Source organism: Epilithonimonas pallida, from assembly GCF_900182975.1.
GTDB lineage: Bacteria > Bacteroidota > Bacteroidia > Flavobacteriales > Weeksellaceae > Epilithonimonas > Epilithonimonas pallida.
Genome location: NZ_FXUO01000006.1, coordinates 92,681 through 110,200 on the forward strand (window position 1 = coordinate 92,681; position 17,520 = coordinate 110,200).

Annotated in this window: 18 protein-coding genes; 14 read left to right on the forward strand and 4 right to left on the reverse strand. The window is 35.3% G+C overall.

Annotated features, from left to right (window positions below; all coding sequences use genetic code 11):
- Positions 1-95 precede the first annotated feature (95 nt).
- The 11 genes from QOL71_RS12760 to QOL71_RS12810 all read left to right on the forward strand — a co-directional run bounded on the left by QOL71_RS12760 (position 96) and on the right by QOL71_RS12810 (position 6,422).
- The gene (locus QOL71_RS12760; protein ID WP_283417291.1) at positions 96-374 is read left to right on the forward strand and encodes a hypothetical protein; all 279 of its coding nucleotides are present in this window, start codon (positions 96-98) and stop codon (positions 372-374) included.
- A gap of 15 nt (positions 375-389) precedes the next feature.
- Positions 390-656 carry a hypothetical protein gene (locus tag QOL71_RS12765; protein WP_283417292.1) on the forward strand — a complete coding sequence of 89 codons (267 nt, stop codon included), beginning with the start codon at positions 390-392 and terminating at the stop codon, positions 654-656.
- On the forward strand, positions 629-1,000 hold the full coding sequence (locus QOL71_RS12770) for a hypothetical protein (protein ID WP_283417293.1): 372 nt from the start codon (positions 629-631) through the stop codon (positions 998-1,000). The genes QOL71_RS12765 and QOL71_RS12770 overlap by 28 nt, the downstream gene beginning before the upstream one ends.
- 104 nt (positions 1,001-1,104) lie before the next feature.
- Positions 1,105-1,947 carry a hypothetical protein gene (locus QOL71_RS12775; protein WP_283417294.1) on the forward strand — a complete coding sequence of 281 codons (843 nt, stop codon included), beginning with the start codon at positions 1,105-1,107 and terminating at the stop codon, positions 1,945-1,947.
- Positions 1,922-2,506: a hypothetical protein gene (locus tag QOL71_RS12780; protein ID WP_283417295.1), complete on the forward strand. Its 585-nt coding sequence runs from the start codon at positions 1,922-1,924 to the stop codon at positions 2,504-2,506. Before QOL71_RS12775 ends, QOL71_RS12780 begins: the two co-directional genes overlap by 26 nt.
- Positions 2,503-2,772 (forward strand): hypothetical protein, encoded by a 270-nt coding sequence (locus tag QOL71_RS12785; RefSeq protein WP_283417296.1) that lies wholly within the window; start codon positions 2,503-2,505, stop codon positions 2,770-2,772. Before QOL71_RS12780 ends, QOL71_RS12785 begins: the two co-directional genes overlap by 4 nt.
- A gap of 143 nt (positions 2,773-2,915) precedes the next feature.
- The gene (locus tag QOL71_RS12790; RefSeq protein ID WP_283417297.1) at positions 2,916-3,242 is read left to right on the forward strand and encodes a hypothetical protein; all 327 of its coding nucleotides are present in this window, start codon (positions 2,916-2,918) and stop codon (positions 3,240-3,242) included.
- Positions 3,223-3,867 (forward strand): hypothetical protein, encoded by a 645-nt coding sequence (locus tag QOL71_RS12795; RefSeq protein ID WP_283417298.1) that lies wholly within the window; start codon positions 3,223-3,225, stop codon positions 3,865-3,867. The genes QOL71_RS12790 and QOL71_RS12795 overlap by 20 nt, the downstream gene beginning before the upstream one ends.
- On the forward strand, positions 3,839-5,554 hold the full coding sequence (locus QOL71_RS12800; RefSeq protein WP_283417299.1) for a hypothetical protein: 1,716 nt from the start codon (positions 3,839-3,841) through the stop codon (positions 5,552-5,554). The genes QOL71_RS12795 and QOL71_RS12800 overlap by 29 nt, the downstream gene beginning before the upstream one ends.
- Positions 5,555-5,624: 70 nt before the next feature.
- The gene (locus tag QOL71_RS12805; protein WP_283417300.1) at positions 5,625-5,816 is read left to right on the forward strand and encodes a hypothetical protein; all 192 of its coding nucleotides are present in this window, start codon (positions 5,625-5,627) and stop codon (positions 5,814-5,816) included.
- Positions 5,817-5,996: 180 nt separating this feature from the next.
- Positions 5,997-6,422: a hypothetical protein gene (locus QOL71_RS12810; RefSeq protein ID WP_283417301.1), complete on the forward strand. Its 426-nt coding sequence runs from the start codon at positions 5,997-5,999 to the stop codon at positions 6,420-6,422.
- 60 nt (positions 6,423-6,482) lie between these two features.
- Here QOL71_RS12810 and QOL71_RS12815 read toward each other — a convergent pair whose 3' ends face one another.
- The 3 genes from QOL71_RS12815 to QOL71_RS12825 all read right to left on the reverse strand — a co-directional run bounded on the left by QOL71_RS12815 (position 6,483) and on the right by QOL71_RS12825 (position 7,592).
- Positions 6,483-6,914, reverse strand: coding sequence for a DUF6943 family protein (locus tag QOL71_RS12815; protein ID WP_283417302.1), 432 nt, complete (start codon positions 6,912-6,914; stop codon positions 6,483-6,485).
- Positions 6,904-7,110 carry a hypothetical protein gene (locus QOL71_RS12820; protein WP_283417303.1) on the reverse strand — a complete coding sequence of 69 codons (207 nt, stop codon included), beginning with the start codon at positions 7,108-7,110 and terminating at the stop codon, positions 6,904-6,906. Before QOL71_RS12820 ends, QOL71_RS12815 begins: the two co-directional genes overlap by 11 nt.
- Positions 7,111-7,172: 62 nt before the next feature.
- Positions 7,173-7,592, reverse strand: a complete 420-nt coding sequence (locus QOL71_RS12825) for a hypothetical protein (RefSeq protein ID WP_283417304.1) — start codon at positions 7,590-7,592, stop codon at positions 7,173-7,175.
- A gap of 415 nt (positions 7,593-8,007) precedes the next feature.
- Here QOL71_RS12825 and QOL71_RS12830 point away from each other — a divergent pair, with 415 nt between their 5' ends.
- Genes QOL71_RS12830 through QOL71_RS12840 form a run of 3 tightly spaced genes read left to right on the forward strand, consistent with a single transcriptional unit; the run spans position 8,008 to position 16,214 of the window.
- Positions 8,008-12,411: a phage tail tape measure protein gene (locus tag QOL71_RS12830; RefSeq protein ID WP_283417305.1), complete on the forward strand. Its 4,404-nt coding sequence runs from the start codon at positions 8,008-8,010 to the stop codon at positions 12,409-12,411.
- Between the two features lie 4 nt (positions 12,412-12,415).
- Positions 12,416-14,404 carry a hypothetical protein gene (locus tag QOL71_RS12835; protein WP_283417306.1) on the forward strand — a complete coding sequence of 663 codons (1,989 nt, stop codon included), beginning with the start codon at positions 12,416-12,418 and terminating at the stop codon, positions 14,402-14,404.
- Positions 14,394-16,214 (forward strand): hypothetical protein, encoded by a 1,821-nt coding sequence (locus QOL71_RS12840; protein WP_283417307.1) that lies wholly within the window; start codon positions 14,394-14,396, stop codon positions 16,212-16,214. Before QOL71_RS12835 ends, QOL71_RS12840 begins: the two co-directional genes overlap by 11 nt.
- Here the strand turns inward: QOL71_RS12840 and QOL71_RS12845 are convergent.
- Positions 16,204-17,379: a tyrosine-type recombinase/integrase gene (locus QOL71_RS12845; RefSeq protein WP_283417308.1), complete on the reverse strand. Its 1,176-nt coding sequence runs from the start codon at positions 17,377-17,379 to the stop codon at positions 16,204-16,206. The two genes, QOL71_RS12840 and QOL71_RS12845, sit on opposite strands and share 11 nt — an antisense overlap.
- Positions 17,380-17,520: the final 141 nt, after the last annotated feature.

The window sequence follows — 17,520 nt, forward strand, 5'->3', positions numbered from 1 at the left end:
CGGGTCTGTTTTGTTTCGCGACATCCACGAAAGTCAGGGCTTTACTTTTTCCGTAGTGGATGATTTTTAAGAACACACTTAAAAATTTATATATTATGCGAAACAAAACAGACCAAACAACACAGGTAAATGATTACGGATCATTCAACATTTATCAATTTGCAGAAGCTTTCATGCCAAAGAAAAAAGAAAAGCTGCCTACTCCATGCGAGTTCCTTCGCAAAAATCTACTAAAGCATTATCGTTACCGATTTGCAAAAGATGGAAACGTCATTCTATCGGTTTGCACACATGATGGAAAAAATATCCATTCCAAGGAAAGAAATTTTTCTATGGCCTACATCAAGCTTGTGCGGGATCCTCGTTTTAACTGAAAAAATGAGAATCATATGAAAAAATCAAAAAAAAACTACCTGGAACAACTATCAAGATCAGCTCAACTTCTTTTCTCTTGCTATGAACCCGGAGAACTGGAGGATTGCCTTTTCGAAGTTTTTGAAGAAGCTAACCTCTATTCGGATCTTATTTACGAAGAGAAAGAAAAGAGAAAGCTTTTACACGACTCTCTCCGTCAGATGTTCCGGACAGTGAACAAAAACAAAAAATTAACTCTTAAAATTTTGAACCAATGTACTACAGAAATAAAACAGATATAACAGCAGATCAGGGAGTGGAAATAGATGCCGGAAGCCTTTGGATATTGGATGAAGAAACTTTTATACTGACTCTGGTTGATGAAGATCAACATATCACAGTCAAACATAGCGTTGAAGTTTTTGAATTTGCTTTAAAAAAATACTTCATAAAACTTGACCATTTGCCAGATATTATGAAATTCGGAATGATAATTAAACAAGATTTGACATCTTGGAATGCCTCTTGGTCAAATAAAGATCGACAGTTTCTTGATTTTGAATTTCATTCTTTTTTAGATTTTGAAAAAATAAAGGAGTTATTAGTTAAAGCAGAACTGAAAGTTAACACGCTTAGGCAACTTTAATTTTTAGCCGCTCACATCGAGCGGTTTTTTTTATGTTTTCGTGTAACACATCCGGCAATTGCCAATTTGTTTCTTTGGATTTTAAAATAATTAAATCCAAAATAATGAAAACAGCAGTTTTAGACTTCTTAAAGAAAAGATCAGAAAATCCTTCTGAAGATTTCAATACGGGATTTGCTCTTTTGCAAAAAACACCAGGTGTCCAGCAAGGCACACTGAGAAACTACAACAATCAAGGTTATACTCCACAGTCTTTGGAAAATATCCGATACGATCTCCAGAAAGCTCACGAGATTTCAGATCTCGACATCCACAATCACGAAATTGAAATTCCCGAAGAAAATCCAATTATTGTTGGCAAAGGTTATGACGAAAAATTATTTATCGTAGCCAATCAGGATCTATTCACAAATATCCTGAAAGATATGAACGATACAGAGAAACAAGGTTTCAAACTTGTAGATCAGTATCCATTTCTGAAGGAAGAAGATTGTCCTGCAGAACTTAAGGCATTGGCCTGGGATTCTGTTTCAGCATTCCATGCATTCAAAGATGCGCACACGGAACTTTTTGAAAAAGTTGTAATGCCGGAAAATACTCAGCTCACTAATGAAGAGATCTACGATATCGCATTTAAGCTGTTGGAAGATTTCGAAATTAACAGAGAGATTCATACAGAACTGGAGCATTACGCCAAAACAAAAACGATCCTGGCTGAACATCCGGATTTGGAAAAAATCAAAAGAGAGAGAGAGCTGGATGCGCTGACCGCTCAGGAACTATCCAGAAAAATTGGCAACTTAAAATCTAATATTTCGAAGAAAAACAAAAAGCTCGCAGAAAACAAAAAACTGACTGCAGAGCAAAAAGAAGAATTGTCTTTAGAAATAAAAAATTTGGAAGAACAGAAAGCCGATTTGGATGCCAGACTCAAAGCCAAACAATAAATTCTTCGACTTATCGGAGATCAGTAAGAAAAACGAAAACGTCCCGAAAAACGGGATGTTTTCATCGTTTCTCAATCATCACCTGGACAAGATTGCTAAAGTGGAAGATATTGTACGGCTGCCATCGGAAGGGGAAATACAATTCCTGCACACTGAGAAAGCTTTCAATGCTTTTACTTTTATTCCATTTGTAGCGAAACGTTTTTTTATTGAAGAATTATTTGCCAGCACCTACTCTATTTCTCGCCGGGTAATAGAAGCATTGCAGCAGATGCAAAATGCCGGACAACTGGGTGAAGTTACCCTACTTATCTCGGACTCAATGATCAAAAGAAATCCTTTGACCATAGATGTGCTGGAAGGTGTGGCAAAACATAATGCCAATTTCAAAGTAAAATATTACTGGAATCACAGCAAAGTGTGCCTTATAAAAGCAGGCGATTTTCATCTAGGTTTAGAAGGCTCCGGAAACTGGAGCGAAAACGCTCAGCTTGAGCAATATGTTTTATACAATCATCCGGATATCTACAATTTCCGAAAAACAATTTTTGAAATATGAATATAGACACTTATCATAAGGCTGTTGCTAATATTGAACTTAGAAAGGAATTTTATAATCAAATTATTGAAATTGATGATAAAATCGCTGAAATAAAAAATGGTGATAAAACCATTGTCTCAATAGAACTATTGAGACCACAATGTGTTTCTAATGGTTTTCCCGTTCAGATATTCTCTACTGAACTGATTAAAGCTTTAGAGAACTCTAAGAAAAAAATTGAAAAAAATATTGAAAAACTAGCTAAAGAATTTGATCAATTATGAAAACAATTGTTTTTCTCATTGGAGTTGACATTCTCGGCTTTCCAATAATTCACAAGCATCATTTTAAAGAAACAAAGTGTTTTTTCACGGATAAAAAGCCAGGATATAAAATCACATCTGAAACATTAACCTTAAAGTAAAGTATGCACGCGATCAAAATACGTTTATCTCAGGAAGAATTGGAGCAACTGGAGAATCTTGCAGGAGCAGGTTATTCCCTGGAACAAATTGCAATGTATCTGGATGTTCCCAAAAACGATTTTATTGCAGAATTCTATGATCTCGACAGCTTTGTTAACTATCATTACAAACGCGGTCTGTTGATGGTAGATGCAGCTGCCGGTTTAGCATTAGCAGCCAATGCAGCCGGTGGTAACATTACTGCTCATCAGCAGCTTGAAAAAATCAGAATGGCTCAGTTTGTTGAGCGAGAAAAAAAACGAATCATTTATGGCCAAGAAACTCCTTGATTATACTTTATCTGATCTTTACGAATGGATTGAAATGGGCAGATCCCAGAACGCTCCGGAAGAATTATTCGAATATGTGAATATCCTAGATAAAATCCGGGCAATGCGATTGCGAAAAGATATCTACGGAAGTAAGGATGCAATTATCAAACATCTGATGTCCTTTGAGCCTTCTCTTAAAGACAATCGTTATAAGGCCAATTTGTTATACTCTGAAAGTATCGAATACTTTTATTCTGACGAAAACATCTCTCAGCGCGCCTGGAAAAATCTATATGCTGAAGAACTAGATAAAGCTTACGATCTGGCAATTGCACTGGCCACGAATACCAACGATGTTGAGAAAGCTTCCAGGATCAAAGAAAAGGCGGCCAAGATTAGAGGTCTTGATAAAGATGAGCCGGAGAAAATTCCTGAAAATCTTTTCAATCGTCCTTACAAAATTTATACAATGGATATGAATCAATTTGAGATTGGTTCAGAAGATAGGAATGCAGCTGTAGCATGGATAGAGGAAAATGGGAAGAAACTTTCTGTAAAAGCGATTGACAGAATAAAACAGGAAATGGGTGCTAGTAAAATCAAACTTTTCTTAGATGAAGCAGAAGATCCACGTAAAGACTGATTTTGATGATATAGAGTTGCGTTATGCTAGTTGGCTGAAAACAATTCTTGACCTGATGCAGCCTAAAAATGCATTTTTGATTCTAGGCAGAGGAACCGGAAAAACGACAGATTTCATTGCTGAAAGAAGCATGGATGCTTGTTATGATATGCCCCACTCTTACCAGGCTCTTATTGGAGACACTTATACAAATATCCTGAAGAATATTGCTCCGGCTTTGATCGAAGGATGGAATAGAAAAGGCTGGAGAGAAGGCTTGCATTATGTTGTAGATGAACCTCCTCCATCACATTTTAAATTACCTTACAAAGCACCTCAGACATACAAGCATACAATTTCCACTTTATATGGAAATTTTTTCAATTACATCTCAATGGATACTCCCAGTTCCGGAGCCGGTAACTCATATCAGCATGGATACATCGACGAAGGGAAATACATCGAGAAAAAGAGGGTTGATAAAATGTTCCCGGCATTGCGTGGAGATGCTACCCTTTTTGGGCATTCTCCATTTTTTAGGGGATTAACGGTAACTACGGATTATCCAAATCTTTTGATGCCTGGCGAACACGACTGGATCCTTAGTAAAGAAAAAGAGATGAACAGGGACCAGATGAATGCACTACTCTATATTTCTTTGGAATTGAATGAAAAAAGAGCCGATCTTCTCAATGCCCAAAGAAAACGCAATCATCCGCTAATTAAAAAGCTTGAGAAGAAAGTAGCCGAGCTTGCTGTTCTTCATACACGTGCCAGATTTGATTCTACTTTTTTCTACATTGCTTCCAGTTTTGTTAATCTGGACATCCTCACTTTAGATTTTTTTAAAACAACTTTGGCTGCACTTGGAGAAGAAGAATTTAACACTTCAGTATTGTCTTTAAAACCAGAGGTGGAAGCCGGACAAAAATTTTATGTCGCCTTAGATCCGGACAAACATATATATGATGACGGAATCTATGAAGAATGGTATAACAGGTATAATACTGGAGATTCTGCGGAAACATATTCTACAGCTTTGCGATATTGTGATTCTTCCAGGCCTTTGGAAATAGGTGTTGACTTTGGTGATATGTGCTCCATAGATGTTGGCCAAACTAAAGATAACTTAGTGAGAGGATTAAAGGATTTTCATACACTTGCTCCACAGGGACCAAGGGAATTGGCAGATCAATTTTTGGAATTTTTTAAGTTTCATAAATTGAAAAGAATTGAATTATGGGGTGATAGATCTGGAAATGCAAACCAGGCTACTAATAGAGACTGGGTTTCAGATTTGGTAAGATGTCTGGAGTATTATCCTGACGGATCTGAAACAAAATGGAAAGTTGATGTTAAAACAAGAGGTTTTGGGAATATTAGTCAGCAATTAGAATTCTTATTAGTAAAAGCAATGATGCAGGGGGAAATACCAGGATTGCCTCAGATAGCATTGGATAAATATCAGATGCGCCATACTATCTCATCTATGTCAGTAGCAAAACAAGTTGTAAAACCAAATGCAAAAGGAATTCGGCAAATACACAAAGACAAATCTTCAGAAAAACTGCCTTTATCAAAACGCCCTATGAATTCAACAAACCTATCTGATGCTTTCAAATATCTAGTTTGTCGACCGCAATGGATTGCTATTTTAAGAAATGAAAAGAAAGATGTTTGGAATCCACCGGATATTATAGAAGAATAAAATTAATATCCTTACGGAAATCCGTAAGGATATATTTTTTTTCAGCAATACCTTTGTCAAAAGAAAAACGATGGAATATTTAATAATACAAATTATACAAGGACCTACCGGAATAATCCGTGTAGAAAGGGATGAGAGAAATTTTGAAAATTACCCTTCTAAATTTGATGAAATAATGATACAAGTAGGTGAAAAACAAGTAAAAACAGAAATTGTACATATTGAAAATAATACTATTTTTGTTGAAAAGATTACATCGTAACATTGTTTGATGTAAATTTTAAATTGATAATGCCCCTGAGTAAGGTAGGGGCTTTTTCTAAAAATCATGACCACACAGGAAGCATTTGAAAAAGCTCAAAATGAAGTTTGGAATTTAATCGGAAAATTGGCCGATCCAATTAACTTTCATTACTAAAATCATTAATAAATTTTTGCAAAAATGAGTAATAAGAAAAGAATTCGAAAGGAGATATCAAAGCCTTATGAAGCTAAGTTTCGTAGAGCTTCTGCGACAATAGCTGCATTAATTATTGAAAAAGCTTTTCTCAAAGCTCAACTTGCAATCGTGGTTGCTCAAAAAGCAAAGTCATATCCTAGTGGTGGTATAAGAAATGAAAAGAATTCAGAAAGCATCTTAGATAGTTCCGGAATATTTAAAATCGTCCCAATTATTAATCCTGGTTGGAATGAAATGGTTAGATTCAAATCGGAAGCTGATAAAAGAATTATCGACGCAATGTCAATTCCTTTGAAAAGTCTGGAAGGAATGTTGTCATTGGAAAGACAAAATGATGGATCTGTAAAAACAGTTTTCGCAGGAAAACGGGATTGTCAGGGAAGCAAAACCGAAACAAGAAATTCCTAGGCCGGCGAGACACATAGTGGCGAAGCCGAAATTTTTTTTTTGCACATAAAAAAACCGCCATTATTTGACGGTTTTTATCTTGTTATAGCATTCTTTCGAAATTGCAATTTTCATTGTCTGCAGTAATTCTCTGACCTTGTTTTGATGACCTTGCTGGGCTTCAATTTTCCGTATTTGTAAATAATGTTCGTTGATAATTCTGTTTTCATGAATTGCATTTTTAAGAATTGGAGTGATAATTTTCCGATATTCAACCAAGGAAATGAAAGGTATGACCGAACCCCTGATAAATGGTTCTAAAATTCTGCTTTCAAAGATGATATACAGGATCTCAAAATCTATACTTCGATCTGTACGAACTTCCCAACAGTTTGGAATAGGTTCTTTAATCGGTCTTCCTGCTCTTAATCCGTGAGATTGAACATAAAAAACAGTTTCATTCTTTCTCAATTCAGTCGTCTTGCCGTTGTAAGTTCTTATATTAAAATTCATAATCCGAAAAGTCTGATTCATCATTAGCGTAAAAGAGAAAAAGATTGACAATTGCCTCTACCTGGTTGAATTTATTAAAAGTCTGTTTTTTAAAATAATCATAATCTTCCCAATTGAAAAGTTTACAATATCCCATTGATTTTAATTCATGATAGACCAAATCGGATAATTTCTGTATTTTTGTATCTGCGTTCATACTGTTATTTTAATAGTTTGAATAAAAGCGCTCCCGCCCGTCACAGTTGGAGCGCTAATTTTTTAAATTTCAAATGCTAAAATTTGGTTGTTACTTTCTTTTAGTTTTTCATCAAGTTTCGAAGCGCATAAAATCAAAATTTCTTCAATAATATTAGAGTTTGATATTTCGAAACTCATTCCGCTATCACTTTTAATAACTAATTTTTCTTTCATTCCGTCTCTACCTACTGTATAGGCATTAAGACTATCCGCTTTCTCGGTTAAAAAACCATGTTTTTCTACCATTTTAGAAAATAAACTATGGTTTTTGATTCGTTGTTCTGCGGTTGTTGGTGTCAAAAGTTTGGTAATTTGTTCTTTTTTGCCTTGCAACTGCTGATTTTTAGCTTCCGTTGAATTTCCATTTTTTACAACTGTTGCCGTTTCTGTGGAAGATGCTACTGCCTTCACATCATTCTCCTTTGTCTTTAAATTGTTCATTTTGAATTATTTATCTTTTATAAAGATACAAAAAAAACACAAAAAATACAACAATTGTTGTATTTTTATTTCAAGCAAACTGTTATTTATAACTATTCAAAATAGTTGATTTCCATAAATATTTTGTGAAAAAAATGCTGTAAAAAAGAAAATACAGAACATTAACAAATTGATTATCAACAAATAAACCCTAAAACTATAAATTTTAGGGTTTTATGTGTTAATCTGAGCCCGACGCCGCCGAGAATCGTGTTTGCAGTTGCCGAAGGTGCTTGATTTTCGGGAAATATGACAGAGAGGGCAAAAATCCACCACTTTAGCAACGTTGCCAATTTCAATGGCAACACCATTATCGTTTGCTTTTCGTGTAACACATTAGGTCTTGGTGCTTAGGCAACTTGCATAAAAAAGCAAAATGGCTAAGGTAATAAGTGACGAGATTCTCAAACTCAAGATTATCATTAATGGTGACGAAGCGCAGAAGCGAGTTCTGGATTTGGAACGCGCTAACAATACTTTGGCAAACAGGATAAACGATCTAAAGAATAAAGAGAAAGAACTATCTAGACAAAGGTCAAAGGATCCAGAACAGATTGCTAAGATCAAGAAGGAGATCAGTACACTAACCAATGCTATGGCTGAGAACAATCGAAAGATTGATGAAGAAGTCAAAGCAATGAACATTCTCAGCTTGACTTCAGATCAGTTGAAAAAAAGAATAAAAGATCTGGCATTCACTATGGAGCATATGAATCCTAATTCTACTGCTTATAGACAAGCAAAAGAAGAAATGGATGCGCTTAATTCAAGAATGAAGGTATTGCGTACAGGTACTTCATCAGCTTCTTCAACTCTTCAAAAACTATCAGATAAATTTAACCAATACTCTGGTATAGCAACGGCAGCAATTGCAGCACTGGCTGGTGTTGCATTCTCCATACAGAATGTAATAGATGCTAACAATAAAATGGCCGATGCTCAGACTGCAGTTGTCAAGACAACAGGTCTAGCAATAGAACAGGTGAAGGAATTGACTCGTGCATTCTCTGAGTTCGATACACGTACCAGTAAAATAGATCTTCTTAAAATAGCCGAGATAGGTGGACGGTTAGGTGTGCCTAAAGAAGAAATTAAAGATTTTACACGTGAGATAGATAAGGCTTATGTTGCGTTAGGAGATGCGTTCTCAGGCGGTGTAGAAGCTGTCGCTGAGAAGTTAGGTAAAATAAAGGGACTATTTAAGGAAACGCGGGACGAATCAATAGCTGATGCAGTTAATGAGATTGGTTCTGCTCTTAATGAACTGGGAGCTGCCGGTGCTGCATCTGAAGAAAACATGAGTGATTTTGCTCTAAGGATAGGACAATTACCTGAAGCTTTAAAGCCTACAATAGCAGAGACTATTGCCTTAGGTGGTGCATTTGAAGAAAGTGGAATCACAGCAGAAAGAGCTTCATCCGGATATAGCAAGTTTGTTAGGGTTGCAGCAGTTGAAGCTGCCGGATTTGCTCAGGTTATGGGGTTAACCGAGAAAGAAGTTAAAAAACTAATTAATCAGGATCCATTGCAGTTCTTCTTGAAATTTGCCCAAGGCGCAAGAGGATTGGAGGCAACCAAGCTTTCAGAGATTCTTGACGGTTTAAAGCTTAATGATGCTGAAACAATTGCTACAATTGGTGCTGCTTCAGAAAATACAGATAGATTTAGAAGATCAATTGAGTTATCAAATCAGGCTCTTACAGAGGCGACTTCATTACAGACAGAGTTTGATAAGGTAAATAATAACTCAGCTGCTATCTATGAAAAAGTACAAAAGAAGTTTGCTTCAATGTTCACCAGTGAAACAGTTGCAAAAACTCTTAACTGGTTAATTGAAACCTTTGGGAAATTGATAGGAGTAACAGTTGAAGGAGAAGAAAAAACCGGAGGATTTAATAATGCTTTGTTGTTTTTGATAAGAACCATTGGATTAGTTGTCCTTGGTTTTACTTCTGTCAGCGTCGCAATGGCTTTATACAATACACTAATTAAAGAAAGTGTTATAAAGAACATTGCACTAGAAGCGATCGAAAAAGGTAGAGAACTGCGATTAAAGATGATGGCTTCCTTTCAGGCGCTTTATAATCTATCTCTAGCTGCGGGTGCTTCATTAACAGCTAGAATAGCTTCAGCTATCGGATTGCAAACAATAGCCACCAATGCGCAAGAAATTGCCCAAAAAAGGCTCAATGCAACGACTGCTGCCAATCCATTAATGGCATTGCTTACCGTCTTAACTTTAGTAATTGCTGCTTATGTAGCATGGAAATCACATATTGATGAAGTTAGGGCGGCTGAAAAGAAGCAATTTGAAGAGGCTCACAAATATCAAACCCAGCAGCTTGAAATTATGCAAAAAGGAAAACAAGATGTCCAGGAATATAAAAACGGTATTGCCAATCTTATTGCTGTTATAAGAGACGAAAACGCTACCCAGGAAATGCGAAAAAAGGCGTATGAAGAATTGATCAAACTTCATCCGGAGTTTATGGGTACAGTTGACAAAGAATATCGTGAAACCAAGAAGTTAGCTCAAGTTTACGAGGAGCTTGCAAAACAAATCGACTTAACCGCTAGAATGAGGGCCAGATCGGCTGCAAAACAAAGCGTTTATGATGAAAACGCAAAATTGGAGCTTGAGTACATGAAGGGAGCTCTTGCTCGAGAAAAAGAACAAGAAGAAAGGAATAAACTTCGAAAACAATACAATTATTCTTCAGAAAGGGCGAATTCTGCAGTAAACATGTTTGGAAGCTTTGAAGAACATAATAGAGGAATTGAGATTTTAAACCAGATCCAAAAAAACTCCGCCTTAATAAACCAATATAACGAAGCTGATAAAAAAAGAATAAAACAGCTCCAGGAATTAATCAAAACTGCCGAAGGTGCTCAAAAGAAATTATATGAGCAAGAACTATATGCTCTTTTAGGAATGTCAGAACAGTCAGATCCGGCAAAATCAAACTACAAGCCACTTCCGGAAAAAGAGAAAAAGAAGCCGAAAACGGATGAGGAGAAAGCAGCTGAAAAAGCACTACGGGAATACGAACGAAATCGTGATAAAATCCTTGAAGGTGAAGCTTCATATCTTCAAAAATTACAGGAAATGCGCGAAGATGCGGAAAGGAACCGTATCAGTATGATGAAGGATGGTTATGAGAAAGAAAAAGCCCTTATCCTCCTTAACCAGAATGACAAGATTTCAGATTTAGAAAATAAAAAGGTTTCTGATGATGATATGGCGAAAATAGATGCAATGATAGCCAAAGAGACCGGCGGAATCAAAAAAAGACTTGAGGCAATCCGGCATACCTGGAAGCAGGAAAATGACGCCCTTACAACTCTTCAGTTACAGGAAAAGCAAGTGGCAGAGTTAAAGCTTTTAGCTTTAACCGAAAAATACCTTGCGATAACTAAGCAAAAAGAGGAAGAAGCTTTTCAGGCCAGTTTAAAAACAATCGATAGAGACAAAAATATATCAATTTCGAAATATCGAACTCTTAAGTCTGCGCGCCAATTCCTAATAGATGTTGGATATACCGAAAACCTGGATAAAATTAAAAGTTTTTCTGAAGCTCAGGCTGAAATTGAAAAATATTATCAGGAAAAATCATTACAACAGCAACTAGATTATCTCAATAAGAAAGTTGGTGAGTTCGATGCAATGCTTATTAACCGGGATTTCACTATTCCTCTTGATCCGGAACAACTAAAAACTATTGAGGAATATCGAAATAAAATAGCTGAGCTCGTAAAGGAAATTACCGCATTGAAATCCGGCGGTAATGCTGCTGATGAAAAATTGGGAGGAAAACTTAAAGGTTTAGGCGGACAAAGTGATCTTTTAGGTTTAACAACTGATCAGTGGGATGCAATGTTTACCAAAACCGGAAATCTCGTTGAGAATCTACAAAAAGTAAGCGCAGCGATTGTTGTAATGAAAAATATGATGCAGATGTATTCAGATTATACATCTGCTAATGAAGCACGGCTTCTACAACAATACGAAACCTCCAGTCAGCGTAAGCAAACAAGACTTGATAAGGAGCTTAAAGCGGGAATGATCAACCAAGAGCAATATAAAAAAGCCACATTAAAAAATGAAAAGGATCTCGAGCGTAAAAAAGCTGAATTGGAGTATAAAAGAGCAAAACGCGAGAGAACTATGCAGATTGCTAACACAATTGCAAATACTGCTATGGGGATTATGCAGGCATATTCGCAATTAGGACCAATTGCAGGAACAGTAGCCGCAGTTCTAGTTGGTGCAGTAGGTGCGTTCCAATTAGCAACTATCATGAGCCAACCATTACCCGAAGTACCTGGAGCTGAAGATGGGTTTTACCCTGTTCTCAGAAAACAGGATAACAGATTGTTCCGGGCAAGAAGAAGAGAACAACGAACTGGGGTTTATTCGGAACCAACAATGCTGGTAGGTGAGCAAGGCGCGGGATATCCTGAACTTGTAGTAACAAGTAAAACCGCAAGACAAATAGATCCAGATATCAGCAATGCTTATATGCGTGAAATTGCGAGAATTGAAGGTTTCGAAGAAGGCTATTACAAAAATGTAAAAAATACTTCCGGATCCAATTCTTCATCTTCTTCAGATGAAATGATGATAAAGCTTATCAATTCGATTGATTCGTTTAATGAGACTATGCGAGTAATTAAGGATGAGGGCTTTGATGCCAGGATTGCAGACTCTTTTGATAACGGTAAGAAACTAGATAAAATGACAAAAGATTACCAAAACTTATATAATAACAGTAAACACTAAGAATATGCCTGCAGATAGTTTTGAATTTTCAGTATCATCACCATATAGACATGAGGTTTCATGGGCTAGCGGTGCAACATACCCAGCGCAGATATCAAAAATAGTAAGATTAAATCTTGCTTTTTTTGAATATCCACAATATGACAGTTTTCGTGTGAGAATTGTGGTCAATTATTACAACTCTCAAATTAATTGGTTGACTATAACAGGAACCGGTCTGGTAGATGGAATTATCAATATCACCTCATTTGTTAGAGCTTTATATATCAATTTTCAGAATCTTGAACAATTAGGCACTGATAAATATGAGGCTGAAATTAATTTTATTTTAGAAGGTTCTCTGAATAATACATGGACTGAAGTTGAAGGCAGGTTCGTAAACGTCGTACTCAACGCTGTTAATGGTGAGCCGATTAAAACAGAAAAGCAGCTTTACACAATGTATTATGATAAGAGTGCTGATTTACTTACCGGAGAAACCCATATTAATATTTTAAATAATACAAACAATTACGATCTGTTATTTGAAGGCGATTCAGAAACCTTTGTTTCTGTTCCTTCATTTACCAACTTTTTTGATCTCGTTTATAGTTCTCCCAGTAGGTTTCCATCATCTGGAGAGTATAATATTAATGCTTTCATTGGTCGATATATTTCAGGGAATTATAAAAGATTATGGGCTTTCCAGATTAAAATTATCGTTATCGATGCAGCGGTGGTCGTGTCTCCCCAAAGTCTATCGTTTTGGGTTAAGAAAAACATGAATGAAGTTAAAACTTCAGATCTCAATATTGTTAATTTCTTTGGAAAAAATCTAACCATTACTAAGCCTGATTGGCTTACTATATCGCAAAATACAGCTAATTCAAGCGTTATTATACAGGTTTCCAATGTTGAGCCAGTTAACCTTACTGCCGGAAGATATGAAGGAAATATTGATGTTCTTTATGAATCCAAAATCATTCAAATTCCTGTTGTACTCGATGTATTTTCATTTTATACACATAATTTCCAGGAGGAATATAATTTCTGTTTAGATAAAAAAATAATTACGGTTTTCCGGAATAATTCTGATGCAAGATTTGTAAGGATAACTGCTAATATGAAGTTTCGTACAGCTTATGAAGAGAAGGTCTTGACTGTTCCTTATACAATTCCATATTACCAGGATTCTGTTAAACTCGATATCGGGAAAAATATCCACCGGTATTTCATAAAAAATCATACATCAATATTCGAAGAAGGAACTTCACAATATAACTTTGATAATAAGGTACATATCTATCCATGTGAATTTTCACTAAAAATTGAAGAATTGGATATCAATTTTAATCCAATGTATGAGGAAACCATATCAAACCTAAAATTCTATCCAGGAAAGAAACCTTTGATGTTTCCTTTTCTAACAAATTATGCTTTCAGAAGCCGTGCTTACGGTTCTAAACACATATTTTCTTTTATATCCGGATTGGTAACAGCAAAACAACTCTTTGATATACCCGTGTCTGAAAATGGCTTAGAACCAGGATGTATAGCTAGGGTAAAAGTTGAGCAGAATGAAAACAAAATATCGTTTTCAGATATAAAGGAAATAATGGCTGCAGGAAAAACAATTACATATTTCAATATTCCTGATGATGAAGATCTTATAAACGTACAATGGGAAAATCAAAATTTATCACCTGAATCTATCACTTTTAGTGGTGATAATAATAAGCCTATTGATTTCTCTCATTTATTCCAGGATAATATTTTCACCGGTGAAGTTGAAAAGTTTGATACGACAAAGACGAAAACGATGAGCATTAATACCGGCTTTATCTTAGCAGCTGAAGAAGATCTTATCGAAGAATTAATGTCGTCAAAATTTTGTGTTTTAGAAATTGGCGGAAAATACATTACAGGTGCTCCATCCGGTTCCAAGCTGGTAACGTGGGATAAAAAGAAACAATTAAAAGAGTTTGATCTCGAATTTAAAATTTATGGAAACTAAATTTTACAGTGATACTTTCGTTTTGGACTTATCCAAACAAAAAATGAATCTTCAGGAGAATAATTCCAGGTTCAATGATAAGTCGTTTACAAAATTCACATTTCCTTTTGAAGTTAATGTAGAAGATCAATTTGTGCATTACATTGGTGATTATGCAAGTAAGGAAAATACCGGTTTGCCAAATATATTAAATGGATGGTTTCATCACGAAAATAAAATCTCTGAAGCTAAGCTGACAATTATAACTATCCAAGGAAATAAGCTAATCGGCCAGATTGATTATGGTCTTGAAGACATTCCGAATTATGATAAAAAACTTTCTGAATTGCCGTTGGCCAAATTTGCCGTAGATGATATTCATATTTATGCGAAAGAAATATGCACAAAAAAATATCCGGAAGTTAATTTTAATTATCCGAGGTTATATACGACAAAATATTCGCCCGAAGACGAGCTATGGGATGCATTTGATGGGTATTATAATGATTTGAAGCCAGATGGTTCAGAAATGCGTCGAAATTATCTTGATGAAGAATTGAATATTTTTAATGTTAATATAATTCATCCTTTACCATACATTTTATATCTGTTAAAAACAGGATTTGGAGACAAAGGTTTAGAGCTTAAGGGTGATATCTTGACTGATCCAGATCTTGTACAGAGATGCGTTTTTTCCGGAACCGAATACTTTAATAGATTTTCACAAAGAAGAGATACATTGACAGTTGACGAAAACGAATATGATCAGTTTTCCAACTTTTCAGGAATGTTTTATATTAAAGAATTAAAAGTTCAGAAGAAAGGTGAATATAAGCTGCGAGGATATTTTAACAGTAGGAAAGTTAAAGGTTCAAATACTGGATATATTATGATGGGTTCAAATAAACTTTGGTCCTTTAACTCCGGCTCATATGATGAAACCAATTACTATTTTGACTTTAGTGTTAATGTTCCTGAAGATAATACAAGTTTAATTTTCTTTTTATGGAGAGTGTCTGATCGTAACGGTTTCGCAACAGTAATTTCTGCCGACTTGATAGGTACTGCCTTAGACGATGGTGGAAATGAAGAAACCGGAGTAGTTACAAATCCAAATGAAGTTGATTTAGCCAGAGCTGTACCAGATATGACATTTGGAGATTTTGTAAACCGAATTAAAAATTGGTTTAATTATGAAATTGATATTCGTGGAAATGAGATTTTCATGACCAAACTAAATAAGGATCCAGATAATATCAAATCATTTCAACAATATGAAGTAAGTGAACCAAAAAGAACTTTGATGAGTCAAAGATCATATCAAATCAAATTTACTGAACTTGATGAATCACCTGAAAAACTGAATCTTCCTATAAATTTAAATTCAATGTATTACGATTCTTCCGGCATCAAATTAAATGGAGAACCTAAGTCAGACACTTCCATTATTGAAATTGATGGATACTGTATGCCTGTTCTTCTCCCTAAACCCGGAGGCTATACCACTGCAATTGTTAGGAAAGATTCCACCACTACCCTTGCACTGGTATATTATGACGGTCTTATAGGAAATCAGAACAATGCTAAAAATCCCTCAGGTTGCGAGTTTCCTGAATTGTGGGATAAAAATTGGTATAAATTCCTTCGTCAGAGAATATATGGTAGCAAGTATGAAGACAGCTTTTTGGCATATATTGAAGATATCAGCCAATATACAATAAAAGATTATATATACTGGCATAATAATATCCACCAGATATCTTCTTGGGGAAAAGAAATGGTATCTGAAAATGTTTACAAAATTTCAATTACTACTGAGACTATTGTATAAAAAAACTATCCAATATGTTGACCTTTGAAATAGATTCTTCTTTGTCCATATGTACATAAATCATCGTCGTTTCAAGACTTGAATGATCTAGAATTATCTGGAGGTCCTGCACGGTTCCTCCAGCTTTTAAAAAGTTAGTCGCAAAAGTATGACGGCCAACGTGCATTGTTATTTTTTTTGCTATTTTAAATCGATTAGCAATTGCTTTTAAATCTCTATTGACAACCTGTTCACATATTTTTTTTGTAAAAAGTTCAGGGATATGAAGGATAATATTAAGAGCTGCTTTATTAATTTTCAATTGATGAAATCCAAGCGTTTTTTTTGCTGTAAAATTAAGCTCGCCAATTAAAAAGTCTTGTCGTTTGCGTTCTTTTAAATCGCTTATTCTAAGTGAAGTCATGCAAGATATCAGAAAACAAGCTAACGATGTTTGTTCAGAAGGCGTAAGAACATTTAAGAAGAATACTTTATATAGTTTTTGTGTGTCTTCAACCGAGAGGCTTGTGCGGTTGCCGGCGCAGGAACCGACAACGAGATCCGATAGATTAAGATTCAGTATGATTCCTGTTTTTTGGGCATCAAGCAGATAATATTTAATAATTTTAATATTTGAGTTTCTGGTAGTCTTATTATTGCCTAGTGTGTATAGGTGATGCCGATAATCGGTAAAAAACTGCAGGTCAATATTGGTGAAAGGTAGTTTCCCGCAATATTCCCGGAGCTTCTTTAAAACCGATTTGTGTTTTTTGAGTGTGTTGGCATTCGTAACCTTTTTATTCATCTGGGATTCAAAAAAAGAAAGAAAGTCGTAAGACGGCGTTTTCTTGAAAAATTCCAGAAGAAAGTTATCCATAGACATTTCCTGATCCTGTTTCTTGCTCAAGCGGAAAAAGGTCCTGATCTCGGTCGTTTTTGAAATCATATTATCAAGGATTAGATTAATGTCCGGATTGTCTTTGCATCGCTGTTTTTTAATATCCCACTTTGCTTTTTCTATATAAAAACCTGTGGGAATTTTCTTTTGAGTTCCGGAGATATGAACGTTGAATAATATCTGCTGTTCGTTTTTCTTATTTACATGAGAATGTAATATGAATGATGTTTTCACCTTTGAATAAGCTGTTTTATAGCTGATTTCAAATAATCTAAGAGTCTCTTGCATAATCACATGATTTAGCGCAAGCAAAAAAACCAGAACAATTTTTGTTTTTTGTTCTGGTTTTTGAAAACCGGAACAAGTATGTCGAATTTTAGAGCCATTTTCTTCCAAAATCAGAACAATTTATTTTTCTGTTCTGGTTTT

What these genes read in the sequence shown, in the direction of transcription:
- QOL71_RS12760 (WP_283417291.1), top strand. Translation starts at nt 96, where the DNA reads ATGCGAAACAAAACAGACCAAACAACACAGGTAAATGATTACGGATCA.
- QOL71_RS12765 (WP_283417292.1), top strand. Translation starts at nt 390, where the DNA reads ATGAAAAAATCAAAAAAAAACTACCTGGAACAACTATCAAGATCAGCT.
- QOL71_RS12770 (WP_283417293.1), top strand. Translation starts at nt 629, where the DNA reads ATGTACTACAGAAATAAAACAGATATAACAGCAGATCAGGGAGTGGAA.
- QOL71_RS12775 (WP_283417294.1), top strand. Translation starts at nt 1,105, where the DNA reads ATGAAAACAGCAGTTTTAGACTTCTTAAAGAAAAGATCAGAAAATCCT.
- QOL71_RS12780 (WP_283417295.1), top strand. Translation starts at nt 1,922, where the DNA reads ATGCCAGACTCAAAGCCAAACAATAAATTCTTCGACTTATCGGAGATC.
- QOL71_RS12785 (WP_283417296.1), top strand. Translation starts at nt 2,503, where the DNA reads ATGAATATAGACACTTATCATAAGGCTGTTGCTAATATTGAACTTAGA.
- QOL71_RS12790 (WP_283417297.1), top strand. Translation starts at nt 2,916, where the DNA reads ATGCACGCGATCAAAATACGTTTATCTCAGGAAGAATTGGAGCAACTG.
- QOL71_RS12795 (WP_283417298.1), top strand. Translation starts at nt 3,223, where the DNA reads ATGGCCAAGAAACTCCTTGATTATACTTTATCTGATCTTTACGAATGG.
- QOL71_RS12800 (WP_283417299.1), top strand. Translation starts at nt 3,839, where the DNA reads ATGAAGCAGAAGATCCACGTAAAGACTGATTTTGATGATATAGAGTTG.
- QOL71_RS12805 (WP_283417300.1), top strand. Translation starts at nt 5,625, where the DNA reads ATGGAATATTTAATAATACAAATTATACAAGGACCTACCGGAATAATC.
- QOL71_RS12810 (WP_283417301.1), top strand. Translation starts at nt 5,997, where the DNA reads ATGAGTAATAAGAAAAGAATTCGAAAGGAGATATCAAAGCCTTATGAA.
- QOL71_RS12815 (WP_283417302.1), bottom strand. Translation starts at nt 6,914, where the DNA reads ATGAATTTTAATATAAGAACTTACAACGGCAAGACGACTGAATTGAGA.
- QOL71_RS12820 (WP_283417303.1), bottom strand. Translation starts at nt 7,110, where the DNA reads ATGAACGCAGATACAAAAATACAGAAATTATCCGATTTGGTCTATCAT.
- QOL71_RS12825 (WP_283417304.1), bottom strand. Translation starts at nt 7,592, where the DNA reads ATGAACAATTTAAAGACAAAGGAGAATGATGTGAAGGCAGTAGCATCT.
- QOL71_RS12830 (WP_283417305.1), top strand. Translation starts at nt 8,008, where the DNA reads ATGGCTAAGGTAATAAGTGACGAGATTCTCAAACTCAAGATTATCATT.
- QOL71_RS12835 (WP_283417306.1), top strand. Translation starts at nt 12,416, where the DNA reads ATGCCTGCAGATAGTTTTGAATTTTCAGTATCATCACCATATAGACAT.
- QOL71_RS12840 (WP_283417307.1), top strand. Translation starts at nt 14,394, where the DNA reads ATGGAAACTAAATTTTACAGTGATACTTTCGTTTTGGACTTATCCAAA.
- QOL71_RS12845 (WP_283417308.1), bottom strand. Translation starts at nt 17,379, where the DNA reads ATGCAAGAGACTCTTAGATTATTTGAAATCAGCTATAAAACAGCTTAT.